General features: G+C 69.4%; 19 protein-coding genes. 12 read left to right on the forward strand and 7 right to left on the reverse strand.

Translation table 11 applies throughout. The features are described from left to right. The first annotated feature begins 19 nt into the window (after positions 1-19). The 5 genes from BS329_RS12710 to manA all read left to right on the forward strand — a co-directional run bounded on the left by BS329_RS12710 (position 20) and on the right by manA (position 4,440). A complete protein-coding gene (locus BS329_RS12710; RefSeq protein WP_074038239.1) occupies positions 20-373 on the forward strand; it encodes a DUF3499 domain-containing protein in 354 nt (117 codons plus the stop codon). Positions 374-444: 71 nt separating this feature from the next. After that, the gene (locus tag BS329_RS12715; RefSeq protein ID WP_076159700.1) at positions 445-1,800 is read left to right on the forward strand and encodes a phosphomannomutase/phosphoglucomutase; all 1,356 of its coding nucleotides are present in this window, start codon (positions 445-447) and stop codon (positions 1,798-1,800) included. Between the two features lie 52 nt (positions 1,801-1,852). Then, positions 1,853-2,074 (forward strand): Trm112 family protein, encoded by a 222-nt coding sequence (locus BS329_RS12720; protein ID WP_076159703.1) that lies wholly within the window; start codon positions 1,853-1,855, stop codon positions 2,072-2,074. Further along, positions 2,058-3,149 (forward strand): hypothetical protein, encoded by a 1,092-nt coding sequence (locus tag BS329_RS12725; RefSeq protein WP_076159706.1) that lies wholly within the window; start codon positions 2,058-2,060, stop codon positions 3,147-3,149. Before BS329_RS12720 ends, BS329_RS12725 begins: the two co-directional genes overlap by 17 nt. Before the next feature lie 67 nt (positions 3,150-3,216). After that, on the forward strand, positions 3,217-4,440 hold the full coding sequence (manA, locus tag BS329_RS12730) for a mannose-6-phosphate isomerase, class I (protein WP_076159709.1): 1,224 nt from the start codon (positions 3,217-3,219) through the stop codon (positions 4,438-4,440). A gap of 228 nt (positions 4,441-4,668) precedes the next feature. Here the strand turns inward: manA and BS329_RS12735 are convergent, their stop codons facing one another. Continuing rightward, a complete protein-coding gene (locus BS329_RS12735; protein WP_076159712.1) occupies positions 4,669-7,686 on the reverse strand; it encodes an AfsR/SARP family transcriptional regulator in 3,018 nt (1,005 codons plus the stop codon). A 144-nt stretch (positions 7,687-7,830) separates the two neighbouring features. On the opposite strand from BS329_RS12735, the gene BS329_RS12740 reads away from it, so the two are divergent. From BS329_RS12740 to BS329_RS12750, 3 genes are all read left to right on the forward strand, one after another. Next, positions 7,831-8,745, forward strand: coding sequence for a cation diffusion facilitator family transporter (locus tag BS329_RS12740; protein ID WP_076159715.1), 915 nt, complete (start codon positions 7,831-7,833; stop codon positions 8,743-8,745). 237 nt (positions 8,746-8,982) lie between these two features. Further along, positions 8,983-10,503, forward strand: a complete 1,521-nt coding sequence (locus BS329_RS12745; protein ID WP_076159718.1) for an amino acid permease — start codon at positions 8,983-8,985, stop codon at positions 10,501-10,503. 222 nt (positions 10,504-10,725) lie between these two features. Then, positions 10,726-11,424 (forward strand): LPXTG cell wall anchor domain-containing protein, encoded by a 699-nt coding sequence (locus BS329_RS12750; RefSeq protein ID WP_076159721.1) that lies wholly within the window; start codon positions 10,726-10,728, stop codon positions 11,422-11,424. An 85-nt stretch (positions 11,425-11,509) separates the two neighbouring features. Here the strand turns inward: BS329_RS12750 and BS329_RS12755 are convergent, their stop codons facing one another. Next, positions 11,510-13,804, reverse strand: a complete 2,295-nt coding sequence (locus tag BS329_RS12755) for a hypothetical protein (RefSeq protein WP_076160262.1) — start codon at positions 13,802-13,804, stop codon at positions 11,510-11,512. A 91-nt stretch (positions 13,805-13,895) separates the two neighbouring features. Here BS329_RS12755 and ahcY point away from each other — a divergent pair, with 91 nt between their 5' ends. After that, positions 13,896-15,368 carry an adenosylhomocysteinase gene (ahcY, locus tag BS329_RS12760; RefSeq protein ID WP_076159724.1) on the forward strand — a complete coding sequence of 491 codons (1,473 nt, stop codon included), beginning with the start codon at positions 13,896-13,898 and terminating at the stop codon, positions 15,366-15,368. 399 nt (positions 15,369-15,767) lie between these two features. Here the strand turns inward: ahcY and BS329_RS12765 are convergent, their stop codons facing one another. Next, positions 15,768-16,736 carry a hypothetical protein gene (locus BS329_RS12765; protein ID WP_084749631.1) on the reverse strand — a complete coding sequence of 323 codons (969 nt, stop codon included), beginning with the start codon at positions 16,734-16,736 and terminating at the stop codon, positions 15,768-15,770. 355 nt (positions 16,737-17,091) lie between these two features. Here BS329_RS12765 and BS329_RS12770 point away from each other — a divergent pair, with 355 nt between their 5' ends. From BS329_RS12770 to BS329_RS12780, 3 genes are all read left to right on the forward strand, one after another. Next, positions 17,092-17,661 carry a papain-like cysteine protease family protein gene (locus BS329_RS12770; protein WP_084749599.1) on the forward strand — a complete coding sequence of 190 codons (570 nt, stop codon included), beginning with the start codon at positions 17,092-17,094 and terminating at the stop codon, positions 17,659-17,661. After that, positions 17,658-18,425, forward strand: a complete 768-nt coding sequence (locus tag BS329_RS12775; RefSeq protein ID WP_076159730.1) for a hypothetical protein — start codon at positions 17,658-17,660, stop codon at positions 18,423-18,425. Before BS329_RS12770 ends, BS329_RS12775 begins: the two co-directional genes overlap by 4 nt. Positions 18,426-18,619: 194 nt before the next feature. Continuing rightward, positions 18,620-19,252, forward strand: coding sequence for a dTMP kinase (locus tag BS329_RS12780; protein ID WP_084749601.1), 633 nt, complete (start codon positions 18,620-18,622; stop codon positions 19,250-19,252). Between the two features lie 29 nt (positions 19,253-19,281). Here the strand turns inward: BS329_RS12780 and BS329_RS12785 are convergent, their stop codons facing one another. The 4 genes from BS329_RS12785 to BS329_RS12800 all read right to left on the reverse strand — a co-directional run bounded on the left by BS329_RS12785 (position 19,282) and on the right by BS329_RS12800 (position 24,999). Continuing rightward, positions 19,282-20,394 (reverse strand): aromatic ring-hydroxylating oxygenase subunit alpha, encoded by a 1,113-nt coding sequence (locus BS329_RS12785; RefSeq protein ID WP_076159736.1) that lies wholly within the window; start codon positions 20,392-20,394, stop codon positions 19,282-19,284. Beyond that, positions 20,391-21,536, reverse strand: a complete 1,146-nt coding sequence (gene solA / locus BS329_RS12790; protein WP_076159739.1) for an N-methyl-L-tryptophan oxidase — start codon at positions 21,534-21,536, stop codon at positions 20,391-20,393. The genes BS329_RS12785 and solA overlap by 4 nt, the downstream gene beginning before the upstream one ends. Then, positions 21,533-23,959, reverse strand: coding sequence for a GcvT family protein (locus BS329_RS12795; RefSeq protein ID WP_076159742.1), 2,427 nt, complete (start codon positions 23,957-23,959; stop codon positions 21,533-21,535). Before BS329_RS12795 ends, solA begins: the two co-directional genes overlap by 4 nt. Positions 23,960-24,213: 254 nt before the next feature. Further along, positions 24,214-24,999 carry an IclR family transcriptional regulator gene (locus BS329_RS12800; RefSeq protein WP_076159745.1) on the reverse strand — a complete coding sequence of 262 codons (786 nt, stop codon included), beginning with the start codon at positions 24,997-24,999 and terminating at the stop codon, positions 24,214-24,216. Positions 25,000-25,028: the final 29 nt, after the last annotated feature.

Consider the following 25,028-nt stretch of genomic DNA (forward strand, 5'->3'; position numbering starts at 1 on the left):
CGCGCTATCGTTCTCGATCGTGCGGAGCGTACGAAAGTGTTCGCGAACGGGTTGCCTCGAACCCGCTGTCGCCACGCTCACGTATGCCTACAGCGATTCGACCGCCGTCGTGGGCCCACTGGCCACCGCGAGCGAGCCGCACTCCTATGACCTCTGCGAAGCCCACGCCCTCCGGCTCACCGTGCCCAAGGGCTGGGAAGTCGTCCGGCACGAAGGGGCCTTCGCCGCTCCCGACCCGTCCGCCGACGAGCTGACCGCGCTGGCCGAGGCCGTGCGCGAAGCGGGCCGCTCCGACAAGCCCGCGCCCGACCCCGAACCCGAGGGACCGTCGGGCAGACGCGGCCACCTGCGCGTCCTGCCCGGCCGAGCCTGACGCGAGGGCCCGCCGGTAGGCTTTCGAGGCGCCAGAGGGCGTTGTAACGAGACTATTGGCGGGGAGCAGGCGTGCCAGACCTTTCGGGCATCGTGAAGGCCTACGACATTCGCGGCGTGGTCGGTGAACAGCTGGACGCGGCGCTTGTCCGCGACCTCGGCTCGGCGTTCGCCCTGTTGATCAAACCCGAGTCGGACGCGATCGTCATCGGTCACGACATGCGCGACTCCTCGCCGGAGCTGTCCGCCGCGTTCGCCGACGGCGTGACCTCGCAGGGCCTCGACGTGGTGACGATCGGCCTCGCCAGCACCGACCAGCTGTACTTCGCGTCCGGCTCGCTGAACCTGCCGGGCGCCATGTTCACCGCCAGCCACAACCCGGCGAAGTACAACGGCATCAAGCTGTGCCGCTCGGGTGCCGCACCGGTCGGCCAGGACTCCGGTCTCGCGGAGATCCGCGACACCGTCGAGCAGGGCGTACCCGCCTTCGTGGGCCAGCGTGGCTCCGTCACCGAGAAGGACGTCCTCACCGACTACGCGGCGTACCTGCGCAAGCTCGTCGACCTGTCGGGCAGCCGTCCGCTGAAGGTCGTCGTCGATGCGGGCAACGGCATGGGCGGCCACACCGTGCCGACCGTCTTCGCGGGCCTGCCCATCGAGGTCGTGCCGATGTACTTCGAGCTCGACGGCACCTTCCCGAACCACGAGGCCAACCCGCTCGACCCGAAGAACATCGTCGACCTCCAGGCGAAGGTGCGCGAGGAAAGCGCCGACGCGGGCTTGGCCTTCGACGGTGACGCGGATCGCTGCTTCGTCGTCGACGAGCGCGGCGAGCCGGTGTCTCCGAGCGCCATCACCGCCCTGGTCGCGGTCCGTGAGCTGGAGAAGGAGCCGGGCGGCACCATCATCCACAACCTGATCACGTCGAAGGGAGTGCCGGAGATTGTCGCCGAACACGGCGGCAAGCCGGTGCGCACCCGGGTCGGGCACTCGTTCATCAAGGGCGAGATGGCCAAAACCGGCGCGATCTTCGGTGGAGAGCACTCCGCGCACTACTACTTCCGCGACTTCTGGCGTGCCGACACCGGCATGCTGGCCGCGCTCCACGTCCTCGCCGCCCTCGGCGAGCAGTCGGGCCCGCTGTCCGAGCTGACCGCCGAGTACTCGCGTTACGCGGCTTCCGGCGAGATCAACTCCACCGTGGACGACCAGGTCGCGCGCATGATGGCGGTCAAGGACGCCTTCGGCGCGCGCGACGGCGTCGAGATCGACGAACTGGACGGGCTCACCGTGCGGCTTCCCGGCGGCGGCTGGTTCAACCTGCGCCCGTCGAACACCGAGCCGCTGCTCCGCCTGAACGTCGAGGCCGCCGACGCCGAGGCCGTCCGGGCGCTGACCGAAGACGTACTGGCGATCGTCCGTGGGTAACGAATGTGTCGTGAAAACACCCATAGAGATGTCCCACAGGTAGGGAGTGAGCATGGCCGTCACGCTTGACGCACAGCTGCTGGAGATCTTGGCCTGCCCGTCCCCCGATCACGCACCGCTGCGGACGGGGACGACGGCCGACCCGGAGGCCGACGCGCTCACTTGCACGGAGTGCGGTCGGGTGTATCCGGTCCGTGATGGAATCCCGGTACTGTTGCTGGACGAAGCCACCGAGCCGACGAACCCGGATGGCGCCCATGCCGACAGTCCCTGACGAGTCCCTGCTCGACGATCCCGCGAGGCTGGCCGAGGCCGACACCGCGGGGCTCCTCCGTGCCGCGGCGATGGCGGGCGCCCAGGTCAGGGCGACCGCCGAAGCCGCGGCCGAACTCGAGCTGAGCGATCGGCTGGACGTCGGGCGCCCGCGCTCGCTCGTGCTGATCGACCGGCCCGGCGTCAGCCGGACGCTGACCAGGCTGGTCGCCGCGCTGCTGACCCCGGCCTGCCCGGTGCCGGTGGTCGTCGCCGAGGTGGTGCCCAGCTGGATCGGCGCCCTCGACGTCGTCTTCGCGCACACCGACGACGCCGGTGACCGTGAGCTGGCCGCTTCGCTGGAGCGTGCCGCCCGGTTCGGCGCGACGGTCGTGCTGTCCGGTCCCGGCGAGGGGCCGGTCGCGGCCGCCGTCGCGGGCAAGGGAGTGCTGCTCGCGCCGAGGATCCCGGTCCCGCCGGAGATGGCCTTCCCTCGCGGGCTCGCCGCCGCCCTGCTGACCGCCAACGCGCTCGGCCTGCTGGTGGCCGATCTGGAGCAACTCGCCGACCATCTCGACGCGGAAGCCGAGAAGGACTACCTGGCCAGGGACTCGTTCGCGAACCCGGCCAAGGCGATGGCGCTGAAGGTGGCCGAGCGCCAGCCGCTGCTGTGGGGGCTGGACCCCGTCGCGGTCGCTGTCGGCGAGCACGCCGCCCACGCGTTCGCCGCCCACGCGGCACTCGTCTGTGACGTGGAGGACTACCGCCAGGCCTTGGCCAGGCCCGCTTTGCGGCGGGCGGCGTTGTCCGGGAGCGTGGATCGCGATATCTTCGCGGACCCGGAGGAGGGGGTCGGCTCGACGCCGAGGGTGCTGCTCCTCTCGGTTCGGACGGGGCCGGCCGCGGAGGCGGCTCGCTACCAGGCGGAAGACCTGCTACCCGGTGCGGATGTGATCGCCCCGGCCGAAGAGATCGAAACGGACGAGATCGTGCGTGCGGCCGTTCTCGCGCTGCGTTTCGAGCTGGCCGCGGTCTATCTGGGGCTGGCCGTCGGCAGCATCGGCGGCGCCGGGAGGTACACGCCCGCAACGGCGTGAGCCCCGCGCGCGACGTGAGGAAATGAGGGCCGGCACCACCCGTGCCCGGCGAGGAGTTGAGGTGACAGTGGAGCTGCTGCGCAATGCCGTGCGGCCCTACGCGTGGGGATCGAGAACGACGATCCCCGAGCTGCTGGGGCGTCCGGTGCCGGCGCCGCATCCGGAGGCGGAGCTGTGGATGGGTGCCCACCCCGGTGACCCGTCCCACGTCATCGGCCCGGACGGCACCGAGCGGAGCCTGCTGGAGCTCGTCGAAGCCGATCCTGTCGGTCAGCTCGGCACGACCTGCGCCGGGCGCTGGGGCGGCAGGCTGCCGTTCCTGCTGAAGATCCTCGCCGCCGAAGAGCCGCTTTCGATGCAGGCGCACCCGTCCGCCGCACAGGCGGCGGAAGGGTACGCGCGCGAGGAGTCGGCCGGGATCCCGCGCGACGCCTCGAACCGCAATTACCCGGATCCGACGGCGAAGCCGGAACTCGTCTGCGCGCTGACCGAGTTCCACGCGCTCGCGGGTTTCCGCGACCCGGAACGCACGATGTCGCTGCTCAAGGCGATCGAGACGCCAGGGCTGGCGAAGTACGCGGTGCTGCTGGAAGCCCAGCCGGATCCAGCCGGGCTGCGCGCCCTGTTCACCACCTGGATCACCCTGCCGCAGGCCGCGCTCGACGAACTGCTGCCCGAGGTCCTCGATTCGTGCGTCAAACACGTCCAGGGACGCGGCGAGTTCGACGTCGAATGCCGGACCATCCTGGAACTCGGCGAGTCGCATCCGCGGGACGCGGGCGTGCTCGCGGCGCTGCTGCTCAACCGCCTCACCCTCAGCGCGGGCGAGGCGATCTACCTGCCCGCCGGGAACCTGCACCTGTACCTGCACGGCACCGCGGTCGAGATCCTGGCGAACTCGGACAACATCCTGCGCTGCGGGCTGACCCCCAAGCACGTCGACGTGCCGGAGTTGCTGCGCGTCGTCGACTTCGCGTGCGGCGAGATGCCGGTGCAGAGCGGCACCGAAGAGGCCAGGATGTCGGTGTATCGCACCGACGCGCCGGAGTTCGAGCTGTCGCGGATCGAGTGGGGGGCCGGTGACGACGGCGAGGTCGCCGTCCACGACATCGGCCCGCAGATCCTGCTGTGCACCGCGGGCGCCCTGCTGGTGACCGCCGACGACGGCGAGCAGGTCGAACTCCGCCGTGGCCAATCGGTGTGGCTCCCGGCCGCCGACCCCGCCGTCCGCGTCCGGCCGCTGTCCGGCGAACGCACCCAGGTCTTCCGCGCCACCGCCGGCACCTGCTGACCTCTCCGCGTTTCGTCCTCTAGTCGCGGTCCTTGCGCATGCAAGGACCGCAACTAGAGGACGAAACGCGTTCTTGGCCGAAGTGTGTGCGTTCCGTGTGGTGGGTTCCGCGACTATCGACCGAAGGGGTGACCCTGCGGTTGTCGTCGGCTCGTCCCGATCCGGGTCGGCGACTCACCGTGGGTGATTTCCGGGAGGTGCTCGTCTGAGGGGTAGGGCACCCCCCGGTCAGGCCGGGGCGGGTTCGGTGAGTGACAACAGCAGCCGGACGAGGGTCGAAGCGTTGGCGTCGTGGGGGACTTCCAATCGCTTCGCCTCTTCGCCCGCCGCCTCGGCCGCTCTCGTTTCCCCGACGGCCTCGTAGGCCCGGCGCAGCACGTGCAGGGTGAGGCCCGTCGCGGGTTTCCCTCCCATGGCACGGAATTCGTCGAGACAGTGGCGCAGGACGGGAATCGCGCGATCGGCCCGGCCGTCGCCGATCCAGCTCGCCGCGATCGCGCGGGTGCAGGAAAGTTCCCGCGGCCGTTCTTCGAGCGCGCCCGCCAGCCGTCGCGCGTTCTCATACGCCTTCACCGCGCCGACGCGCCGCCCGGCACCGGCGAGGATCGCGCCCTGGGTGCGCAACGACTTGGCCAGCGCCGATTTCGCCGTCGTCCGGCGCAGCACCCGGACCGATTCCTCGATCGTCTCCAGCGCCTCCTCCTGGCGGCCGTCGAGCATCAGGGACCACGAAAGTCCTTGCAGGGCGACACCGAGCTGGCGTTCGTCGCCGCATTCCCGCGAGCGCGCGAGGATCCTGCGGTCGATCTCCAATGCCTCGGAGATCTTGCCGAGCCGGTGCAACGCCGCGGACTCCGCGTGCCGCGCGTACGCTCCCGGCCCGGTCGCCTCCACAGTGGACAGTTCGCGGGCCTGAGTGGCCGCGTGCAGGGACTCCCCGGCCCGGCCGAGGCCGACGAGGCAGCGAGCCAGATTCGTCTCGACCCACGCCTGCGTGGAACTGTCGCCCAGCTCCGCCAGTTCCTTCGAGCATGCGCGGTAGCCCTCGACGGCGCGTTCGTACTCGCCGCGCGCGTGCAGCAACACCGTCAGGTTCGCCTCGGCGACGACCGCGATATGCCTGTCGTCCGCTTCGCGAGCGGCGTCGCGCAAGGTCTCGTACGCCGTCCGCATGTCGGTGTAGTGGCTGTGCAGGTACAGGTACGCGCTCAGCCTTTCCAGAATTCGCAACGCTTTCCGCCGCCAGCCGACCGCGCACAGCGACGAGACGGCGGCGACCAGGTTGGCCCGTTCCACGGAGAACCACGTGCCGGGGTCACGCAGCAGCCGCTCGACCAGTTCGGCCGCCAACGGCTGTGTGGGCACTTCGTGATCGGACAACGGCATCGGCACCGTCCTCGGCAGGCGGCGGGCCGCCGTGTCGGCGAGGCACAGTGCCGCATCCGACACCTTCGTGACGCTGGCCACCCGCTCGGCGTGGGTCTCCAGTTCACGGCCGAGTTCCGTGGCGAACACGCGCACGAGGTCGTGCACGCGGAACCGCTGCTCGCCCGTCGGGTCGAGACCGGTGGCTTCGAGCAGGCTGGCCTCGACGAGTTCGTCCAGTGCCTCCTCCGCTTCTTCGTCGGCGGTGTCGTTGATGAGGGTCGACACCGCCCACGCCGGCAGGTCGAGGGTGCGGCAGCGGCCGATCAACCGGAACGCGCGCCGCGCGGGGAGGCTCAGCGCTTGATAGCTCAACGCGATGCTGCCGCGCACCTGGAGATCGCTGACCTGGAGTTCGTCGAGGCGCGAGACCTCGTCCTCCAGCTTCCCGGCGAGTTTCCCGAGCGGCATGCCCGGCCGCATGGCGAGCCTGCTGCCGGCGATCCGCAATGCCAGCGGGAGATTTCCGCAGGCTTTGGCGATCCGCTCCGCGTCCGCGCGTTCGGCGTCCACCCGATCCGGCCCGGCCAGCCGCTCCAGCAGGGTCATCGCTTCGGCGCCGGACAGCGGGGCGAGGTGGAGGCGACTCGCCCCGGCGAGCCCGGAAAGCCGTTGCCTGCTGGTGATCAGGACGGCGCTGCCCGGCGTTCCCGGCAGCAGCGCGCGGGCCTGCTCGGGGCTCGCGGCGTCGTCGAGCACCACGAGGACCCGCCGATCGGCGAGACGGCCGCGATAGACCGCCGCCCGCGCCTCGACGTCGTCCGGGATGGCGGGACCGGTGACCCCCAGCGCGCGCAACAGGTCGCCGAGGACGTCGGCGAGGTCGCGCGGGCTGGAGGCGCCGGCCAGCGGGACGAACAGCTGTCCGTCCGGGAAGGACCGGCGGAGCCGGTGCGCGGTGCTGACCGCGAGGGTGGACTTGCCCGCGCCGGGTTCGCCGGTGATCACCGCGACCGGGACACCCGTGTCTTCACCGAGCAGCCCGGAGAGTTTCACGATCTCGTTCTCGCGGCCGGCGAGATCCGCGATGTCCGGCGGCAACTGGCAGATCGGGAAGATCGCCGCCGCCTTCGTGGACGGCACCGGATCCTCACCGCGCAACACGGCGGCGTGCACGCGGCGGACCTCGGCGCCGGGTTCCACGCCGAGTTCCTCGACGAGGGTGGCGCGCAGTGCGCGGTGGACGGCCAGTGAATCGGCCTGCCGCCCGGCGCGGTGCAACGCGATCATCAGCTGGGCGGCGAGCCGTTCACGCAGGGGATGTTCGGTGATCATCACCTGGAGTTCGCCGGTGAGCTCGCCGTGTCTGCCGTCGGACAGTTCGGCGTCGACACAGTCTTCGAAGGCCGCGAGGCGTTCCGATTCGAGCCGGGCGACGTCCGCGTCGAGCCGGGGGATGTGCAGCCCGGACAGGACCGGCCCGCGCCATTCCGCCAGCGCGCGGCGATAGTGCGCCGAAACACGAGCCGCCGGATCACCCGCCCGCGCCGCCGCCCTCCCCGCCGCGACGGCTTCGCGGAAGGACAGCAGATCGAGGTCTGCGGGCTCGACCACCAGCCGGTAGCCGCGAGGATCCCGCTCGATCTCCAGCCCCTCGAACCGCGCCCGCAGCCGGGAGACGTACGTGTGCAGATTCGAGGCGTACGACTTGGGCGGCGTCTCCGGCCAGAGAGCCTCGACCAGGGCGTCGACCGGGACGGACGAGTTCGCGTTCAGCAGGAGGACGGCCAGCAGGGCACGCTGATGATCGCCGCGCGGCGTCGTGCGCCGCCCGGGCGGGCTTTCGATCGTCAACGGTCCGAGCACGCCGAATCGCGGCACGGGCACCTCCCCAGGTCATGAGAGGGGCGAGACTAGCGAGGGGGGCCGACAATTCTGTGACCTGTCCCGCCCGGCGCGTACGGGCTCATCTGCACTGCTAGCCTTCGAACCCGGCATATCGGGACACCATTCGGGGAGTTGCACGTGTCTGCAGGTGGCGGAACCAAGGCGATCATCGCCGCGCTCGTGGCGAACGCCGGAATCGCGGCCGCGAAATTCACCGGCTACCTCATCACGGGGTCGTCTTCGATGCTCGCCGAGGCCGTGCACTCGCTCGCGGACACCTCGAACCAGGGCCTCCTGCTGTTGGGTCAGAAGACCTCGCAGCGCAAGGCGACCCGCACCCACCCGTTCGGCTTCGGGCGAGACCGGTACTTCTACTCGTTCATCGTCGCGCTGATGCTCTTCAGCCTCGGCTCGGTGTTCGCTCTGTGGGAGGGCGTTCACAAGATCAGCGAGCCGGAGGCCCTGACTTCGCCGCTGGTGGCGGTCGGCATCCTGGTGGTCGCGATCGGGCTGGAGTCGTACTCCTTCTACACCGCGATCCAGGAGTCGAAGAAGATCAAGGGCGACGCGGGCTGGTGGGCCTTCATCCGTCAGGCCAAGACCCCCGAACTGCCGGTGGTGCTGCTGGAGGACGCGGGCGCGCTGCTCGGCCTGGTCTTCGCGCTCGCGGGTGTCGGGCTTTCGGTCATCACCGGCGACCCGGTGTGGGACGGCATCGGCACCGTGACGATCGGTGTGCTGCTCGGCATCATCGCGATCATCCTGATCATCGAGATGAAGAGCCTGCTGATCGGCGAGGGCGCCTCTCCCGCTGACCTCGACACGATCGTCGACGAACTCGCCGCCGGCAAGGTCGAGCGGGTCATCCACATCCGCACCCTCTACATCGGCCCGGACGAGATGCTGGTGGCCGCGAAGCTCGCGCTGGTGCCCGGCCTGGAGACCGCCGATATCGCTCAAGCCATCGATGACGCCGAAGCGCGTGTGCGCGCGAAGGTGCCGACGGCGAAGCTGATCTACCTGGAGCCGGACCTGGACCGCTCGCTGGCCTGAGGCTCTCCCGATGCCATGAACGGCCCGTTACTTGCCTGTGTGGGGTCGTCTCCCCAGGTGCAGGAAGGGCCTTCCTGCACTCCAAGCGACCACCTGGACCGGACGCCCCGGAGCAACTGTCCGTATTCCGCCGATCACCGTCGCGACCTCCGCATACTTCGTTGCTCTCCCACCGCGCTCCCGTCACGGCCGGGCGATAGGGTCCCTTGAACCGCAGTCAGGTGTAGGAGGTCAAGGGTGCCCGGAAACGGTCTGTGGCGTACGAAGTCCATCGAGCAGTCCATCGCGGACACCGACGAACCCGGGACCAAGCTCAGGCGGAACCTGGGCGCGTGGGATCTGACCGTCTTCGGTGTCGCGGTCGTCATCGGCGCCGGGATCTTCACCCTCACCGCCCGCACGGCCGGTGACTTCGCGGGCCCGTCGGTCTCGCTCGCGTTCGTGTTCGCGGCCATCGCCTGCGCGCTGGCCGCCCTCTGTTACGCGGAATTCGCGTCGACCGTCCCGGTGGCCGGGAGCGCGTACACGTTCTCCTACGCCACGTTCGGCGAGTTCATGGCGTGGATCATCGGCTGGGACCTCATCCTGGAACTCGCGGTCGGCGCGGCCGCGGTGTCGAAGGGCTGGTCCGCCTACCTCGAAACCGTGCTCTCCTACATCTTCGGCAAGGGCACGAAGACGACGTTCGAGATCGGGCCCGTCCCGGTCGACTGGGGCGCCTTGCTGGTGGTGCTCGTGCTGGCCACGCTGCTCGCCGTCGGCACGAAACTGTCGTCGCGCTTCTCGATGGTGATCACCGGGATCAAGGTCGCGGTGGTGCTGTTCGTGATCGTGCTCGGCATCTTCTACATCAAGGGGTCGAACTACACCCCGTTCGTCCCGGACGCCCAGCCCGCCGGTGAGTCGGCGGCGACCGGGGTCGACCAGTCGCTGTTCTCCTTGGTCGCCGGTGGCGGCAGCAGCGCGTTCGGCGTCTTCGGTCTGCTGGCCGCGGCGTCGCTGGTGTTCTTCGCGTTCATCGGGTTCGACATCGTCGCGACCACCGCCGAGGAGACCCGCAACCCGCAGAAGGCCGTGCCCCGGGGCATCTTCGGCTCGCTCGCCATCGTGACGGTGCTGTACGTCGCCGTGTCGCTCGTGGTCGTCGGCATGGTCAACTACAAGGATCTCGCCACTTCGGCTGGCGACGGCGGCAAGAAGACGCTCGCGTCCGCGTTCGCGGCCAACGGCGTCGACTGGGCGGCCAACATCATCTCCGTCGGTGCCCTCGCCGGTTTGACGACCGTCGTCATGGTGCTGATGCTCGGCCAGATCCGGATCATCTTCGCGATGTCGCGTGACGGCCTGATGCCGCGTGGGCTGGCGAAGACCGGGGAGAACGGCACTCCGAAGCGGGCGACCATCGTGGTCGGTTCGCTCGTCGCGGTCGCGGCGACGTTCTTCCCGGCGGACAAACTGGAAGAAATGGTCAACGTCGGCACGCTCTTCGCCTTCGTTCTCGTTTCCGCGGGCGTGCTGGTGCTGCGCAAGACCCGGCCGGATCTGCCGCGCGCCTTCCGGGTGCCCTGGGTCCCGGTGATCCCGATCCTGGCGATCATCGCCTGCGTCTGGCTGATGCTGAACCTGACCGTGCTCACGTGGCTGCGGTTCCTGGCCTGGATGGCACTGGGCGTCGTCATCTACTTCGCCTACAGCCGTCGCAATTCGCTGCTCGGCAAGCAGAACAAGGGCGAGGTCCCGACGTCCGTTTCGGACTGATCTCTCTCGTTTCGGCGGCCCACCATTCCTCTGTGGATGGTGGGCCGCTTTGTCGGGGGCCCCGGTTTCGGTGTGAAATCGGTGTGCGATAGCGTCCGGTCTCTGCCTCACCCTGACGGGTGAACGGAACTCGTGTAGAAGCACCGCGAGTTGACCTTCATCCCTCGAATGAGGCACCACGCTTTGCTCGTTTGTCCCCCGATCGGTACAGGAGAGCTCTGAATGCAGATCATGTCCGGACGGCGCGTCCGTTCCGCCGTCACCGTTGTCGCACTGGCGACCGCCGTCCTGCTCGGCACCGCCGGTTCGGCGCTGGCCTGTCACTCCGATGACGACCGCGCCAAGCCGATCCCCGGCAACATCAGCAAGTGCGAGCAGGTCAAGGCCGGCGGCAAGGCCCTGTCCGACGAGGACTTCAAGTTCACCGGTGGCGCCGGTGAGAAGCGGCTCAACATCACCGGCCTCGGTGAGGGCGTCAAGGTGACCGCGATCGTCGTCCTCGGTGGCGACGACGGCTACAACGTCTACGAGCCGGGCAAGCGCAAGCTCGCCGACACCCCGCCGTGGACCGAGTTGCGCGCGCCGTTCAACCGCGACGGCAGCAAGGCGAACATCGACAAGTGGTACGCGTGCGGCGAGAAGGCCAAGCCGACCGAGCAGCCGAAGCCGACCGAGCCGACGAAGACCTCGACGGTCAAGCCGCCGACGACCGCCCCGACCACCACGGACAAGCCGTCCGAGACCTCGGCTCCGTCGAGCACCGCGGTTCCCGCCCCGAACGTCGGCGGTAACGGTGGCAACGGTGGCGGCCTCGCCGACACCGGTTTCGACAACGCCTGGCTGCTGTGGGCCGGTGGCCTGCTGGTCCTGGCCGGTGCCGGTGTCCTGGTCCTGCTGCGTGTGCGCCGCAAGGCCAACTGAAGCTAGCTGATTGCGCGTGAAGGCCCCCTTTCCTCGGCTCAGTCGAGGGAAGGGGGCCTTCACGCGAGTCGAGGGTCAGCGGCCTTCAGCGCATCTGCGGGAAGTCCCCGAACAGCGATCCCTGCTCACCCCGAGGGTTCGTGGGGCGGGGACGGCCGAGTCCGGCGGCCATCGCGACGGCGTTGTCCCATTCGGCGTCGACGACGTAGTCCGTGTGCTTGAGGACGCCCGGCGCCCAGCGGTGCCGCCCGGTCGGTCCGCGCATCGGGTCCGGCAGCCAGTGATCGCCGCCCAGCACCAGGACACCCTGTTCGTCGGCCTCCGCGGCCAGCGGCCCCGTCCCGCCTCCCGGCAGATAGCCGTCGCCCAGCAGTTTCCCGGCCACCACGCGATGCCGCCACGTCGTGACGCCGCCGCCGAAGATGTCCGTGCCGCGGCACAGCGCCCGCCAGCGGCCGTCGAGATCCTTGTACAGGTCCGAGAGTTGCGCCTGCGGCAGCATCGCGGGGAAGGCCCGCTGGTAGCCCCATTGCAGTGGTGAGCCCGCGGTCAGCAGCCCGACGCGGTCGCGGTCCTCCGGCGGGAGGTCGGCGATCACCCGCGCCGCGGCGAGCACGGTCAGCAGGCTGCCTAGGTTGTACCCGGACAGCACGACCCGCGTGCCCGGATCGGCCAGATGTTCCTTGACGCGGTCCGCGAGTTCCGGGACGACCCTGAGCGCGTAGCTCGGCGGAACGGTCGGATGGGCGGCACGCGGCCAGAAGCACACGAGATCCGCCAGCGCGCCGAGGTGACGGCTGCGTTTGGGCGTCGTCGCGGCGGCGAAAACGACCCGCAGCAGCCCCGCCGCCAGCGCGCCGAGCGCGAACACGCCGATCGCCGACAGCGTCGAGAACCAGCCGGGCAGCTGCCCGAAACCGAAGCGCAGCACCAGGAGAGCGCCGCCGCCCGCCGCCATCGCCAGCGCGACCACCAGCGCGAGATGGTGCAGATGCTTGCGTTCCCACGAGGCACGCGCCCAGACGCGGGCGGCCTCCTCTTCCTGCTCCTTGCCGATCTCCATCAGCGCGACGATCTTCGGGACGCCGCGCCGTAGCCGCCGCAGCGGGACGGCCACCGCGAAGCCGAGGATTCCGAGCACCACGGCGAGCGCCAGCCCTGCGCCCCACAGCACGGTCACCAGGACGTAGGTGTCGGGCAGCCGGAGATCGCTCGCGCCGACCAGTTGCCGCAGCGCGACCGCGAGTCCCGCGCCGAAGCCGCCGCCGAGCAGACCGGCGAGCGCGACGACCGGCGCCGCCGCCCAGCCGCCGAGCCAGGGCCGCAGCCGGTGCGGCAGGTGCTTCCAGGTCGACCGGCCGAGCAGGGCCGCCGGGACGAGCATCAGCGCGAACAGCGCGGTCACCACCACCATCGCCGCGCCCAGCGCCTCGACCGTCCCGTCCGCGCCGCCGAGCCCGCCACCCGGAAGTCCCGCGGGCAGCGGCGTGCGGCGGACGACGGCGATCCCGACCAGCGCGACCGCCAACGCGATCAGCCCGCCGCGGATCACCGGGCCCGCCGAGAAACCGACCGTCGACGCCACCAGCGCGGCGAGGACGAGCGTCAGCGCGCAGATCCAGACGACCAGGTCGAACGTCGTCGTCGGCAGCCGGAACGGCCCGCCGAGCAACGGAAGCGCGACACAGGTCAAGGCGGCGACGGTGTGCAGCGTGCGCAGGCCCGGCGTCCGCGGCATGTCCTGCGGTTGCAGCGGGGCCGGACTGTGGACGCGGTGCAGCCTGTTCCGCGACCGCCAGTCCGACGACGGGATCCGGTCGAGCACGAAGATCAGCGCCAGCAGCGGCACCACCCCGATCGCCGTCCGCAGCGGCGCGAAATCCCGCAGGAACGAGGGCGCGCCCGCGAGACACGGTGAACCCGGTGCGAGGCATTGCGCGGCGAACAGGTCGAGCGAGACCACCGCGAGCTGGCTGATCAGCAGCATCGTCAGCAGCAGCGAGGCCACGCGCAGGATCGCCCGGCACGCCGTGCCGAGTATCGCCGCGAACCGCTTGCCCTCCGGGACCGGCGGCAGCATCCAGTGCGCGACGTTCGCCAGTGAGAACGGGAACAGCAGCGCCCAAGTCGCCTTCGCCGCGCCACCGGAGGTCATCCCGCTCCACAGGTAGCCTTCGAGGATGCGCGGGATCGAACGACCGAGCGCGGGCAGCACCGGACCGGGAGCGGGGCGGCGCAGCCGGTCCGACGGCCGGATCAGCCTGCCGATCCCGTCGCCCGCGACGTCCACCACCGACGTCGAATCCAGCAGACTTTCACCGCTCGTGCCCACTAGCCCGGGTACGCGTATTTCGACGACGCGGGTATCGGGACCCGGCATGACCACGGTGAAGGCCTCCAAACTGTTCAGTGGGCTTTGAGCCGACAACGGTACTGTTCTGTTGTCATCCAACCTTGGAGGAAGCGCGCATATGACCCCCGAAAGCGTTGCCAAGCGGCACGACACCCGCAACGGCATCGAGTTCGCCGTCGCCGATCTCGAGGCCGCCGAGTTCGGCCGCAAGGAGATCCGCCTCGCCGAGCACGAGATGCCTGGCCTGATGGCGCTGCGCCGCGAGTACGCCGAGGTGTATCCCCTGCGGGGAGCCCGGGTCTCGGGCTCGCTGCACATGACGGTACAGACCGCGGTCTTGATCGAGACCCTCGTCGCGCTGGGTGCCGAGGTGCGCTGGGCCTCCTGCAACATCTTCTCCACGCAGGACCACGCCGCCGCGGCGGTCGTCGTCGGCCCGCACGGCACCACCGAGGAGCCCAAGGGTGTGCCGGTGTTCGCCTGGAAGGGCGAGTCGCTGGAGGAGTACTGGTGGTGCACCGAGAAGATGCTCACCTGGGACGGCGAGGGCCCGAACATGATCCTCGACGACGGCGGCGACGCCACCATGCTGGTGCACAAGGGAACCGAGTTCGAGAAGGCGGGCGTCGTCCCCTCTCCGGACGAGGACACCTCGGACGAGTTCCGCGTGTTTCTCCAGTTGCTGAGCGCCTCCGTCGCGGCAGACACCGGCAAGTGGACCAAGATCGGCGAAGGCATCCGCGGGGTCACCGAGGAGACCACGACCGGCGTGCTGCGGCTCTACCAGCTCGCCGCGGCCGGTGAACTGCTGTTCCCGGCGATCAACGTGAACGACGCCGTGACCAAGTCGAAGTTCGACAACCGCTACGGCATCCGGCATTCGCTGATCGACGGCATCAACCGCGGCACCGACGTCCTCATCGGCGGCAAGGTCGCGGTCGTCTGCGGTTACGGCGACGTCGGCAAGGGCGCCGCGGAATCGCTGCGCGGCCAGGGCGCGCGGGTGATCGTCACCGAGATCGACCCGATCTGCGCGCTGCAGGCGGTGATGGACGGCTACCAGGTCAAGAAGCTGGAGAACGTCCTCGGCGAGGCCGACATCATCATCACGACCACGGGTAACAAGGACGTCGTGCTCATCGAGCACATGGCGCGTATGAAGCACCAGGCGATCCTCGGCAACATCGGCCACTTCGACAACGAGCTCGACATGGCGGGACTCCAGCGCTACCCGGGCATCCGGCGGATCAACATCAAGCCGCAGGTCGACGAGTGGGTCTTCCCGGACGGCAAGAGCATCATCGTGCTGTCCGAGGGCCGTCTGCTGAACCTGGGCAACGCGACCGGGCACCCGTCATTCGTGATGTCGAACAGCTTCTCCAACCAGGTGATCGCGCAGATCGAGCTGTTCACCAAGCACGAGGAGTACGACAAGGAGGTCTTCCGCCTCCCGAAGAAGCTCGACGAGAAGGTCGCGAAGATCCACCTGGACGCGCTCGGCGGTGAACTCACGAAGCTGACCAAGGACCAGGCGGAGTACATCGACGTGGACGTCGAAGGTCCCTTCAAGACGGACCACTACCGGTACTGACAGCTCGGTCTCGGGAGTGCTCTCTTCTCTCGGCTGAGCCGAGGGAAGAGAGCCTCCACCTGCCTGGGGAGGTGCCGGGAGGGCCGACTCGCGAAGACGACCACGCGCCACGGAGGGCATTGGTCAGGCGGGTCATGAGTGTCCTGAAGGCCACCTTCAGGACAGCCAGACCCGCTCACACCTGTCCACCCACCGCAAGTAGAGGACTACTTGCGGTGGGCCACGCCGGTCTGAAGACCGCCGGCCGCCGCTCGTGAGTGGTAAGGGTTGGGTCAAGGGTGTTTTAGGTACTTGCTGCGGTGCGTGGGTGGCGATGTCGCGTGATCAGCGGGACGACTCGCGTGATGGGTTGGACGACACGCGTGTCCAAAGGGACGACTCACCGCGTAGCCGCACGCGCTAGCGCCACTCGACCTCGATGCCGGCCAGCCCAGGCCCGGCGTCACTGAAGAACCCGCTGGTGACGCCGCCCATGTCGAGCGGCAGCTCTTCGGACTCGACGGGCACGGCGTCGTCGCGCGTCCGGAACTGCCGGGTGCAGCGGGCGGGCAGCGCGCCGAGCGCGAACTTCAGTTGCACCAGGTAGCTCGAGCACTGGTCCCGCAGCATCCGGAAGTACCCGGGCGACGCGGTGCCCGAGTCGTCGCGGACCTCGAAGCAGAACACGTGGATCTCGCCCTCGGCGAGTTTCCGGTCGAAGAGCAGTTCGGTAGCCATCGTCTCGGCCTCGGCGTTGCGGCGGATCCGGCCGACGCGGCAGCCCTCGGCGGTGATCAGCTCGACGTCGCCGATGTCGCAGCCGGGGTCGCCGTTGTAGACCGTGACGTACCGGTCCGGGCCGTGCCGCCGCGCCCGGACCGCCAGCCGGGTGTGCAGGCTGACCTGGCGGTGCGCGGCGTCGAAGGTGATCGTGTCGTGCACCGAGAGCATCTCGAGGTCGGCGTTGTAGCGGTTGGACGACGGGTACGCGCCGAGTTCGGCCAGCAGCTGGTCGACGATGGAGCCCATGTCACCGGACCGGATGTCGTGGAACGACGCGGCCATCTGGTGTCCGCGTGCCCGCGTCGTCCGCGGCCCGATCAGCACGACGAGCGCGTCCGCGGGCAGTTGCAGCACCGATTCCAGCGCACGGACCGCCGGGAGCGCCTTGGGTACCTCCGGCTGGCGCAATCCGCGTTGCCAGTAGCTCAACGTCGACTGTCCGATTTGGACGCCACGGAGCCCGAGGTGTGCGCGGAGCCGGGCGAGAGAGAGACCGCGATAGGCGATCGCCTGCCTCAGCGCGTGGTGGAATTCGCCGCTGCGCAGCGCCTCGACCAGCTCCTTGGGCAGGGCTTCGAGCGGTTGACGGCGCGTGCCGTCGATGATCGTCGGGGTGTCCCAGTCCGAGGCATGCTTACCCGCCGAGGACGCATCAGCTCCAGTCGAGGCATGCTTTCCCGCCGAGGACGTATCAGCACCGTCTCGTGTCACCGCTCGTCCCTTCACCAGACCAGTGTGTGCGCTGAGCGTGAACACCGCGGAACGTTCACGTTAGCAGCGCACTGTGAACACTACGTCCCCCGTTCGGGGTGGTTGACCCCGGAAGAGTGACCGTTCCGGGGTGCGGAAACGCCCCGGAACGGTCCGTCCCGCCGAGTGCCCATCTTGCTCAGTGTGAGCCTGCTGTTCACCGTGGTGACCACATTGGTTCGCCATGGTGACCAGGAGGCCCGTTGTGCCTGTGTTCTCGAGGAGGGTTTGCGCCGCCGGCGCCGCGAGTGTCGCGGCGTGGCTGGCGATCCAGACCCCGGCGAGCGCGGTGCCCTCGCCGTCGGACCGGCAGAACCCCATCGCCATGCAGGTGCAGGAGAAGTCCCAGTGGTGCTGGGTGGCTTCCGGCACCACCATCGCGGCGCGCCACGGTGTGACCGTCGCCCAGAACGAATTCTGCCGGATCGCTCACGACGAGCGTCGCCGGGAGTGCGCCGACCGCCCGGGGACGCTGGACGACGTCCGGCACGCCTTCGGCAAACTCGGCTTCTCGGACCCGGGGAAATACGTCAAGGGGCGCATCGGGTACGCCGCCGTCCGGGAGCAGACCGGTTCCGGCCGTCCGGTGCAAACGCGGGTCGGCTGGGCCTCGGGCGGGGGGCACACGCACGTGCTCTACGGCTCCGACCTCGGCCGGAAGTGGGTCGCGTGGGGGGATCCGCTGCCCACCGGCAACCGCTACAACTGGTCGACCTACGACTTCTACGCGGGCAACAAGTCCTTCACCTGGACCCACACGCTCACCGGGATCCGGCGATGAGCGCGCGGCGGTTCCTCGGACTCGCCGGGCTGGTCGCGGCCGCGCTGCTGCTGTCGGCGCCCGGAGCGCGCGCGGACCAACTTTCCGGTGAAGATCTCGCGGCCGCGAAGGCGGCTGCCGACGACCCTACGCTGCGTGCCGAGATCGGCCGCTTCTTCACTCAGACGGGTGGTTCGAGTCATACGCCGTCGGTCAGCGTCGTCGACGAATCCGTCCCGGTTTACGAGCTTTCGAGGGAGTTCGTCGCCGGTGACGGCGCGGTCGCCGGGCAACTCGCCTACGTCGCCGTCCCGGTGACGGCGTCCGACGGGCAGACCGCCACCGTCTGGTCGGTCCGCGGCGGCGACGGCGTCTGGCGCGTCGGCAACATCGCCTCGGGTGACCGGGAAAGCGCGCTGGCCCGGCGGCTGCCCGCCGGCGCGACGCTGCTCCACGAACCCCAGGTCGACGCCTGGTACGCGCTGCGCGAAGGCCGGGTGATCCTGCTCGACTCGGGCGCCAGCGGCTACACGGCCGGTGCTTCGGCCACCCTCGCGGAGTACCAGAAGACGGTCTCCGGCCGGTACGGCGCGATGCTCGCGGGCTCGCCGTACGCCCAAGAGGGCAAGGCGGGCGGCTACAACGCCCAAGTGATGCCTCGCGGTGATGGCGGACCCGCGCCCGACGCGCAGGACACCGGCTTCGTTCCGCTGCTGATCTGCGGCGGCTTGCTCCTCATCGGTGTCGCGGGCTTCTTCCTGCACTCGAAGCGGCGCATCCCCTAGCGGACCGGTGGGCCGGACGTGAGCTGACCCGTCTGGCCCGCCGGTCGACCACCTCGCCTTATCCATCCATGCCCCCGCCACAGCCCTCAAGCGAACCGCTTCGCGGTGCTGGCCATTCCATCCATGCCCCCGCCGCCGCCCTCAAGCGAACCGCTTCGCGGTGCTCGCCATATCCTGGGCCCGTGGGACGACTCGTGGTGATCGAAGGTCTGGATGGTGCGGGCAAGCGCACGCTCGCCGACGCGCTGACCGGTGCGCTGAACGCGGCCGGAGCGAGCGTCACGTCCATCGCGTTCCCGCGCTACGGCGAAAGCGTGCACGCCGACCTCGTGAAGGAAGCGCTGCACCGCGGGCACGGCGACCTCGCCGACTCGGTGTACGGCATGGCGATGCTTTACGCGCTCGACCGCCGGGGCGCGGCCGACAAGATCCGCGCCCGCCTCGCCGATCACGACGTCGTGCTGCTCGACCGGTACGTCGCGTCGAACGCGGCGTACGGCGCCGCCCGCCTCCACCAGGGCGCGGACGGCGAGTTCGTGCGGTGGCTGCGGGAACTGGAGATCGACCGCTTCGGCCTGCCAGTACCGGTCGCGCATTTGCTGTTGCGGGTCACCACCGACGTCGCCGCCGAACGTGCCCAGCGCAGGGCGGAGAGCGACGCCGATCGCGCCCGCGACTCTTTTGAGACCGACGACGCGCTCCAGAAGCGATGCTCCGTGGTCTACGACGAACTCGCCGCGACAAGCTGGCTCGCGCCCTGGCACGTCCTCGACGGCGCCGCCGGTGTCGACACCCCTGCTCTCGCCACCGAACTCCTTCGCAACTAGTCCTCTAGTTGCGGTCCTTGCGTGTGCAACTACCGCAACTCGTCCTCTAGTTGCGTGAGTAGCCAGGTGTGGAACTCGCCGATGTGATGCTCGGACGGCATCAGCACCCCGCCGCCGCGGTAGGCACGGGACGCCATCGCGGGCTGGCAGCGTTCGCAGGCGTCGAAGTCCTGTTCGTTGACCCGGTGGAACAACTCCACCGACCGCGACACGTCCCGGCCCGACGCCATGACCTCCTTCGAGTACAGCCAGTCGCATTCGACGACCGTCCTGTCCGCTGCGAGCGGGTACATCCGGTGGAAGATCACGTGGTCCGGCACCAGGTTCACGAACACCTGCGGCCGGATGGTGATCGCGTAGTACCGCCGGTCCTGGTCGCTCGCGACACCGTCGAGCCGCTCGAAGCCCGCACCGCCGTCGATGGTGAACCCGTCGACGTCCTCGCCGAATTCGGCGCCGTGCCCGACGTAGTACTGCGCCGCGTACCCGTCGGCGAACTCCGGCAGCACCTCGGTCAGTTCCGGGTGGATCGTCGCGCAGTGGTAGCACTCCATGAAGTTCTCGACGATCAGTTTCCAGTTCGCCTTGACGTCGTAGGTGATCCGCCGCCCGACCGAAAGCCCGTCCATCCCGTAGCGCTCGATCGATTCCAGGTCACCCAGCCGCTCCCGCACCGCGCCTTCGACATCAGCCTCGAACGACGGCGGATCCGCGGCGAGGCAGATCCACGCGTAGCCCAGCCATTCCCGCAGCCACACCGTGTGCAGGCCGTACTCGGCGCGGGAGATGTCCGGCAGGTTCGCCAGATTCGGCGCCGCGATCAGCTTTCCGTCGAGCCCGTACGTCCACGCGTGGTACGGGCACTGGAACGCGCGTTCAACCGTGCCCGTCTCTGCCGTGCACAGCCGGGCTCCGCGATGGCGGCAGACGTTGAGGAACGCCCGCAGCCCGCCGTCCCTGCCCCGGCTGACGATGACACTCTCCCGTCCTATGTGGATGGTCCGGAAGTCGCCCGCCGACGGAAGGTCCGCCGCTCGGACCGCGCAGAACCACTGGCGCTCGAAGATCTTTTCCTGTTCGGCCGCGAAGATCGCGGGATCGGTGTAGTAGCCGCCGCCCAGTGTCGGGATGAGGCTCGTCATCTCGGGACTCCGGTGAACCGGGCGGGATCGAACAGGGCGATCGGCTGCGCGGTGGCGCCGTCGACCACCAGGTCCGCCAGCACCTCGCCGATCACCGGCACGAATTTGAAGCCGTGCCCGGAGAACCCGCAGGCGACCACCACTCGATCGCGGGTGGGAAGGCGGGAGATGACGAAATGCTCGTCGGGGGTGTTCGTGTACATGCAGGTCGCCGCGCGCCGGAACTCGCCGGGCAGCGACGGCATCTTCCGTCCGACGAACTCCGAGATCTCGTTGACCTCTTCGGCGTGCACCGTCCGGTCGATGGTCTCCGGCGTGCACAGCTGACCGCCGCGGAAGAACGCGACCTTCACGCTCCCGGCGTCGTCGTGCGAGGGGAAACCGTAGAACTGGCGGCCTCCCTCGTTCTCCCAGACGTAGATCGGATGCCGTTCCGCGCGGAACGGCTCCGCCCCGCCCGAGGGTGCGAACCAGTACTGGACCTGGCGTTCGATGGTGAAGTCGATCCCGAGCTCGGTGAGCAGCCGCGGTGCCCAGGCACCTGGGCAGATCACCAGTTGTTCCGCCGTGTAGAAGTTCTGTGACGTCCCGACCCGGACACCGGTGGACGTCTGGTGCCACGAAAGGACTTGCTCCTCGTGCCGTAGTTCAGCCCCGGCACGCGCGGCGAGTTGCAGATGCGCCGCCACGCTGCCTTCCGGCACCACGAATCCGGCGTTCTCCTCGTAGAGCGCGATCTCGTCGTCGGCGGGGTTCATCGTCGGGAACCGGCGCCGGACTTCGGGCGCGTCCCAGATCTCGTGCGGCAGCTCCCATCGCCGGGCGCTGGCGAGGCTTCCCGACACCGTCCGCGAATCCGGGCCGCCGAGCATGATCCCGCCGCAGCGGGTGAAGATCTTCCGGCCGGAGTCGCGTTCGATCCCGTCCCACAGTTCGTGTGCCCGCAGCAGAAGCGGGACATACGCGGGGTCCTCGAAGTACGCCTGCCGCGTGATCCGCGAGCCGCCGTGGCTGGATCCGAGGTTGTGCACCGGCGCGAACTGGTCGATGCCCAGCACGCGCTGTCCCCGCCGGGTGAGCCGGTACGCGGCCGCGCTGCCCATGCCGCCGAGGCCGATGACGATGACGTCGTAGTGGCTCATGCGGCACTCCTGATCCGGGTCATACCGGCGTCGAACAGCGGCTCGCTCGCCACGACGGCGGGGATCCGCTCGCCGAAGTACTCGATCTCCAGCGGCCTGCCCGGCACCGACAGTTCCGCCGGGAGCCAGGCGTACGCGATGTTCTTGCCGACCGTGTACCCGTAGGCGGCGCTGGTGACGTATCCGGCGGGGCGGCCGTCGGCGTACACCGGTTCCTTGCCGAGTACGACGGAATACGGGTCGTCGACGGTGAGGCAGGTCAGTTTCCTGGTGACCGTTTCCGCCGATCGACCGGCCAGGGCGTCCCGCCCGATGAAGTAACCCTTGTCCATCCGGACGGCGAATCCGAGCCCCGCCTCGTACGGGTCGTGCTCGGCGGTGACGTCCGTGCCCCACAAACGATAGCCCTTCTCCAGCCGCATGCTGGAGAACGCGTCGCGGCCGGCGGCGATGATGCCGTGTGCCTGCCCGGCGTCGGAGAGCGTGTCCCACAGTTCGCGGCCGAGGTCGGCGCTCGTGTACAGCTCCCAGCCGAGTTCGCCCACATAGGACAGTCGCATCGCGGTCACCGGCACTTGGCCGACGTACGCCTGTCTCGTCTTGAAGTAGCCCATCGCCTTGTGGGAGAAGTCTGTTGTGGACAGTGGTTGCAGGACGGCCCTGGCGAGCGGCCCCCACAGGCCGATACAGCAGGTTCCCGGCGTGGTCTCGTGGAGCTGCGCGGCGCCGTCGCGGGGCAGGTGCCGCCGGAGCCAGTCGACGTCGATGTTGCCGTTGACGCCGACCTGGAACCGCTCGGCGCTGATCCGGGCGACGGTCAGGTCGCTGCGCACACCGCCGTCCTCGTCGAGCAACAGCGTGTAGGTGACCGAGCCCGGCTTCCTGTCGAGCTGGTTCGTGGTCATCGTCTGCAAGAACGGCAACGCGCCGGGGCCGGTGACCTCGACGCGTTTCAGCGACGTCAGGTCGAACATCGCGACCCGCCGCCGCGCCACCAGTGCTTCGGCGCCGCAGATCGGGGACCAGTAACGCGCGGCCCAGTCGTTGCGCGCCGGAACGCTCTCCACTTCGGGCAGATCCCCGTTCGCCTCGTACCAATGCGGCCGCTCCCAGCCGCCCGCTTCGAGGAAGAACGCGCCGAGCCCGGCCTGCCGCTCGTAGAACGGGCTCGTCCGCAGCGGGCGCGGTTCCTCCATGGGCTGCAGGGGATGGACGACGTCGTAGACCTCGGCGAAGCTCTGGCAGCTGCGGGCCAGCACGTAGTCCGGGGCCAGCTGGACCGGCTCGAACCGGGCGAGGTCGCAGCCGTGCAGGTCCGCGCCGGGCTGCCCGTCGACCAGCCAGCGCGCCATGGCCCGCGCGACACCGGCCGAATGCGTGATCCAGACGGCTTCGGCGACCCAGAACCCGTCGAGGCCGGGGTGCTCACCCAGCAGCGGCATCCCGTCCGGGGTGAACGAGAACAGGCCGTTGATGCCCTCGTCGACCTTGGTTTCGCCCAGCGACGGCAGCAGGTCGACGGCGGCGGCCCAGGACTCCTCGAAGTCCGCGGGCGTGAACGCGAGTTCCGACGGCATGCCCTCACCGGCGCCGATCTCCTTGACGGGCAACGGCATCGGCCGGTGCCCGTACGCGCCGATGCCGATCCGGTCGCCGTGCTCGCGGAAGTAGAGGTCGGCGTCCTGATGGCGCAGGATCGGCCGGGTCGCGCCACCGAGCCCCGGCAGGGGACTGGTCCGCGCGTACTGGTGCGCCATCGGGACCAGCGGGATCGCGAGGTCCACCAGTTCACCGAGCAACGGCCCCCACATGCCGGCGCACGAGAGCACGATGTCCGCGCGAAAGCTCCCGGCCTCGGTGGTGACGCCGGTGACCCGCCCACCCGTGCTTTCGACACCGAAGACCTTCTGCCGCGCGAGGAACTTCGCGCCGCGCCCGATCGCGCGGCGGGCCTGCGCCTCGGCCGCCCGCAGTGGTTCGGCGAGGCCGTCGGAGGGAACGTGGAACCCGCCGAGCACCTTGGCCTGATCGAGAAGCGGATGCAGCGCGGCGCATTCGCCCGGCTCGATCAACCTGCTTTCGATCCCCGACGCGGTCGCCCAGCCGTGCCGCCGCTTGAGATCGGCGAGCCGCTGCGGCGTCGTGGCCACCTCCAGCCCGCCGACCGGCCGGAAACACGGCCGCCCGTCGAGTCCGAGCGCGCCGTATTTGGCGACGGTGTACCGGGCGAATCCGGTCATCGTGGCGCAGCCGTTGGTCTGGAAGACCAGGCCGGGGGCGTGCGAACTGGACCCGCCGGTGGTGAACAGGTCGCCCTGCTCCAGCACGGTGAGATCGGTCCAGCCGCGTTCGGTCAGCTCGTCGGCGATCGCGCAGCCGACGATGCCGGCGCCGATCACGACCACGCGGGGTCTGGGGGCCATGGTGAGGGGAACCTCCTGCCCGCCCAGAGTGTCCACAATGGACACGTGGGCATCGGGGTGACAGGCGCTGTTGCGGAAAATGCGCGGTGTTCCGTCTTCAGCAACAAAGTGCGGCACGTGCGGGCGCGTTGTCAAGAGTCCGAAACGGTCGCCCTCTTCAACCCCCGCGTGTTATGAACGGACCTTTCATAACAAAATTTGTTATGAAAGGTCCGTTCATAACACGCTGCGGGGCCGTGACAGGGCCGGTCACGTCACTCCGCGAAGTACCCCAGCTGAGCCGAGAGATCCGCGGAAGCCTCCGCCAGTGGCAGCACGATCTGCCGCACCCGCTGTTTCGAAAGCCGGTACGACGGACCGGAAGCGCTCATCGCCGCGACGACGTCGCCGCCGGGGCCCAGCACCGGCACCGCGACCGCGTGCATCCCCAGCTCCAGCTCCTCGAAACAGGCCGCGTACCCGTCCTCGGCGACGCGCGCCAGTTCCGCGGTCAGCTCTTCGGGGTCGATCGTGGTCCGCGGCGTGAACTGTTCGAGTTTCCGCCGGAGCAAGCGTTTGCGCTCGACGTCGCCCATGGACGCGAGCAGCACCTTCCCGCTGGAGGTCGCGTGCAGCGGCGTGCGCTGGCCGGTCCAGTTCTGCGTGCTGATCGCGGCCGAGCCGCGGGCCTGGCTGATGTTGATCGCGACCCCGTCGTCGGCGATCGCGATGTTGACCGTCTCGCCGAGCGTCTCGGCCAGGCCCTCGCACGTCTGCCTGCCGAGTTTCGCCAGATCCATGCGGGCGGTGGCGGCGCCGGCGAGCCGGACGACGCCGAAGCCGATCGCGTATTTCCCCCGCTCGCCGAGCTGCTCGACGAGGCCGCGGTTCTCCAGGACGCTCAGCAGGCGGGAGGCCGTCGACTTGTGCACGCCGAGTTCGCCCGCGATCTCGGTGATTCCGGTTTCCCCGTTGCGCGCCAGCAGTTCGAGCACGCTGATCGCGCGGTCGACCGACTGCACCTGACTGGGCGTTGCGTTCCCCGCGTCCTGGTTCCGCATGACGCAACAGTAGCCGTTTCGCCCGCATC

Origin of the sequence: Amycolatopsis coloradensis (assembly GCF_001953865.1) — a bacterium.
Classification (GTDB): Bacteria; Actinomycetota; Actinomycetes; order Mycobacteriales; family Pseudonocardiaceae; genus Amycolatopsis; species Amycolatopsis coloradensis.

What these genes read in the sequence shown, in the direction of transcription:
- BS329_RS12720 (WP_076159703.1), top strand. Translation starts at nt 1,853, where the DNA reads ATGGCCGTCACGCTTGACGCACAGCTGCTGGAGATCTTGGCCTGCCCG.
- BS329_RS12725 (WP_076159706.1), top strand. Translation starts at nt 2,058, where the DNA reads ATGCCGACAGTCCCTGACGAGTCCCTGCTCGACGATCCCGCGAGGCTG.
- BS329_RS12750 (WP_076159721.1), top strand. Translation starts at nt 10,726, where the DNA reads ATGCAGATCATGTCCGGACGGCGCGTCCGTTCCGCCGTCACCGTTGTC.
- BS329_RS12755 (WP_076160262.1), bottom strand. Translation starts at nt 13,804, where the DNA reads ATGCCGGGTCCCGATACCCGCGTCGTCGAAATACGCGTACCCGGGCTA.
- ahcY (WP_076159724.1), top strand. Translation starts at nt 13,896, where the DNA reads ATGACCCCCGAAAGCGTTGCCAAGCGGCACGACACCCGCAACGGCATC.
- BS329_RS12775 (WP_076159730.1), top strand. Translation starts at nt 17,658, where the DNA reads ATGAGCGCGCGGCGGTTCCTCGGACTCGCCGGGCTGGTCGCGGCCGCG.
- BS329_RS12785 (WP_076159736.1), bottom strand. Translation starts at nt 20,394, where the DNA reads ATGACGAGCCTCATCCCGACACTGGGCGGCGGCTACTACACCGATCCC.
- solA (WP_076159739.1), bottom strand. Translation starts at nt 21,536, where the DNA reads ATGAGCCACTACGACGTCATCGTCATCGGCCTCGGCGGCATGGGCAGC.
- BS329_RS12795 (WP_076159742.1), bottom strand. Translation starts at nt 23,959, where the DNA reads ATGGCCCCCAGACCCCGCGTGGTCGTGATCGGCGCCGGCATCGTCGGC.
- BS329_RS12800 (WP_076159745.1), bottom strand. Translation starts at nt 24,999, where the DNA reads ATGCGGAACCAGGACGCGGGGAACGCAACGCCCAGTCAGGTGCAGTCG.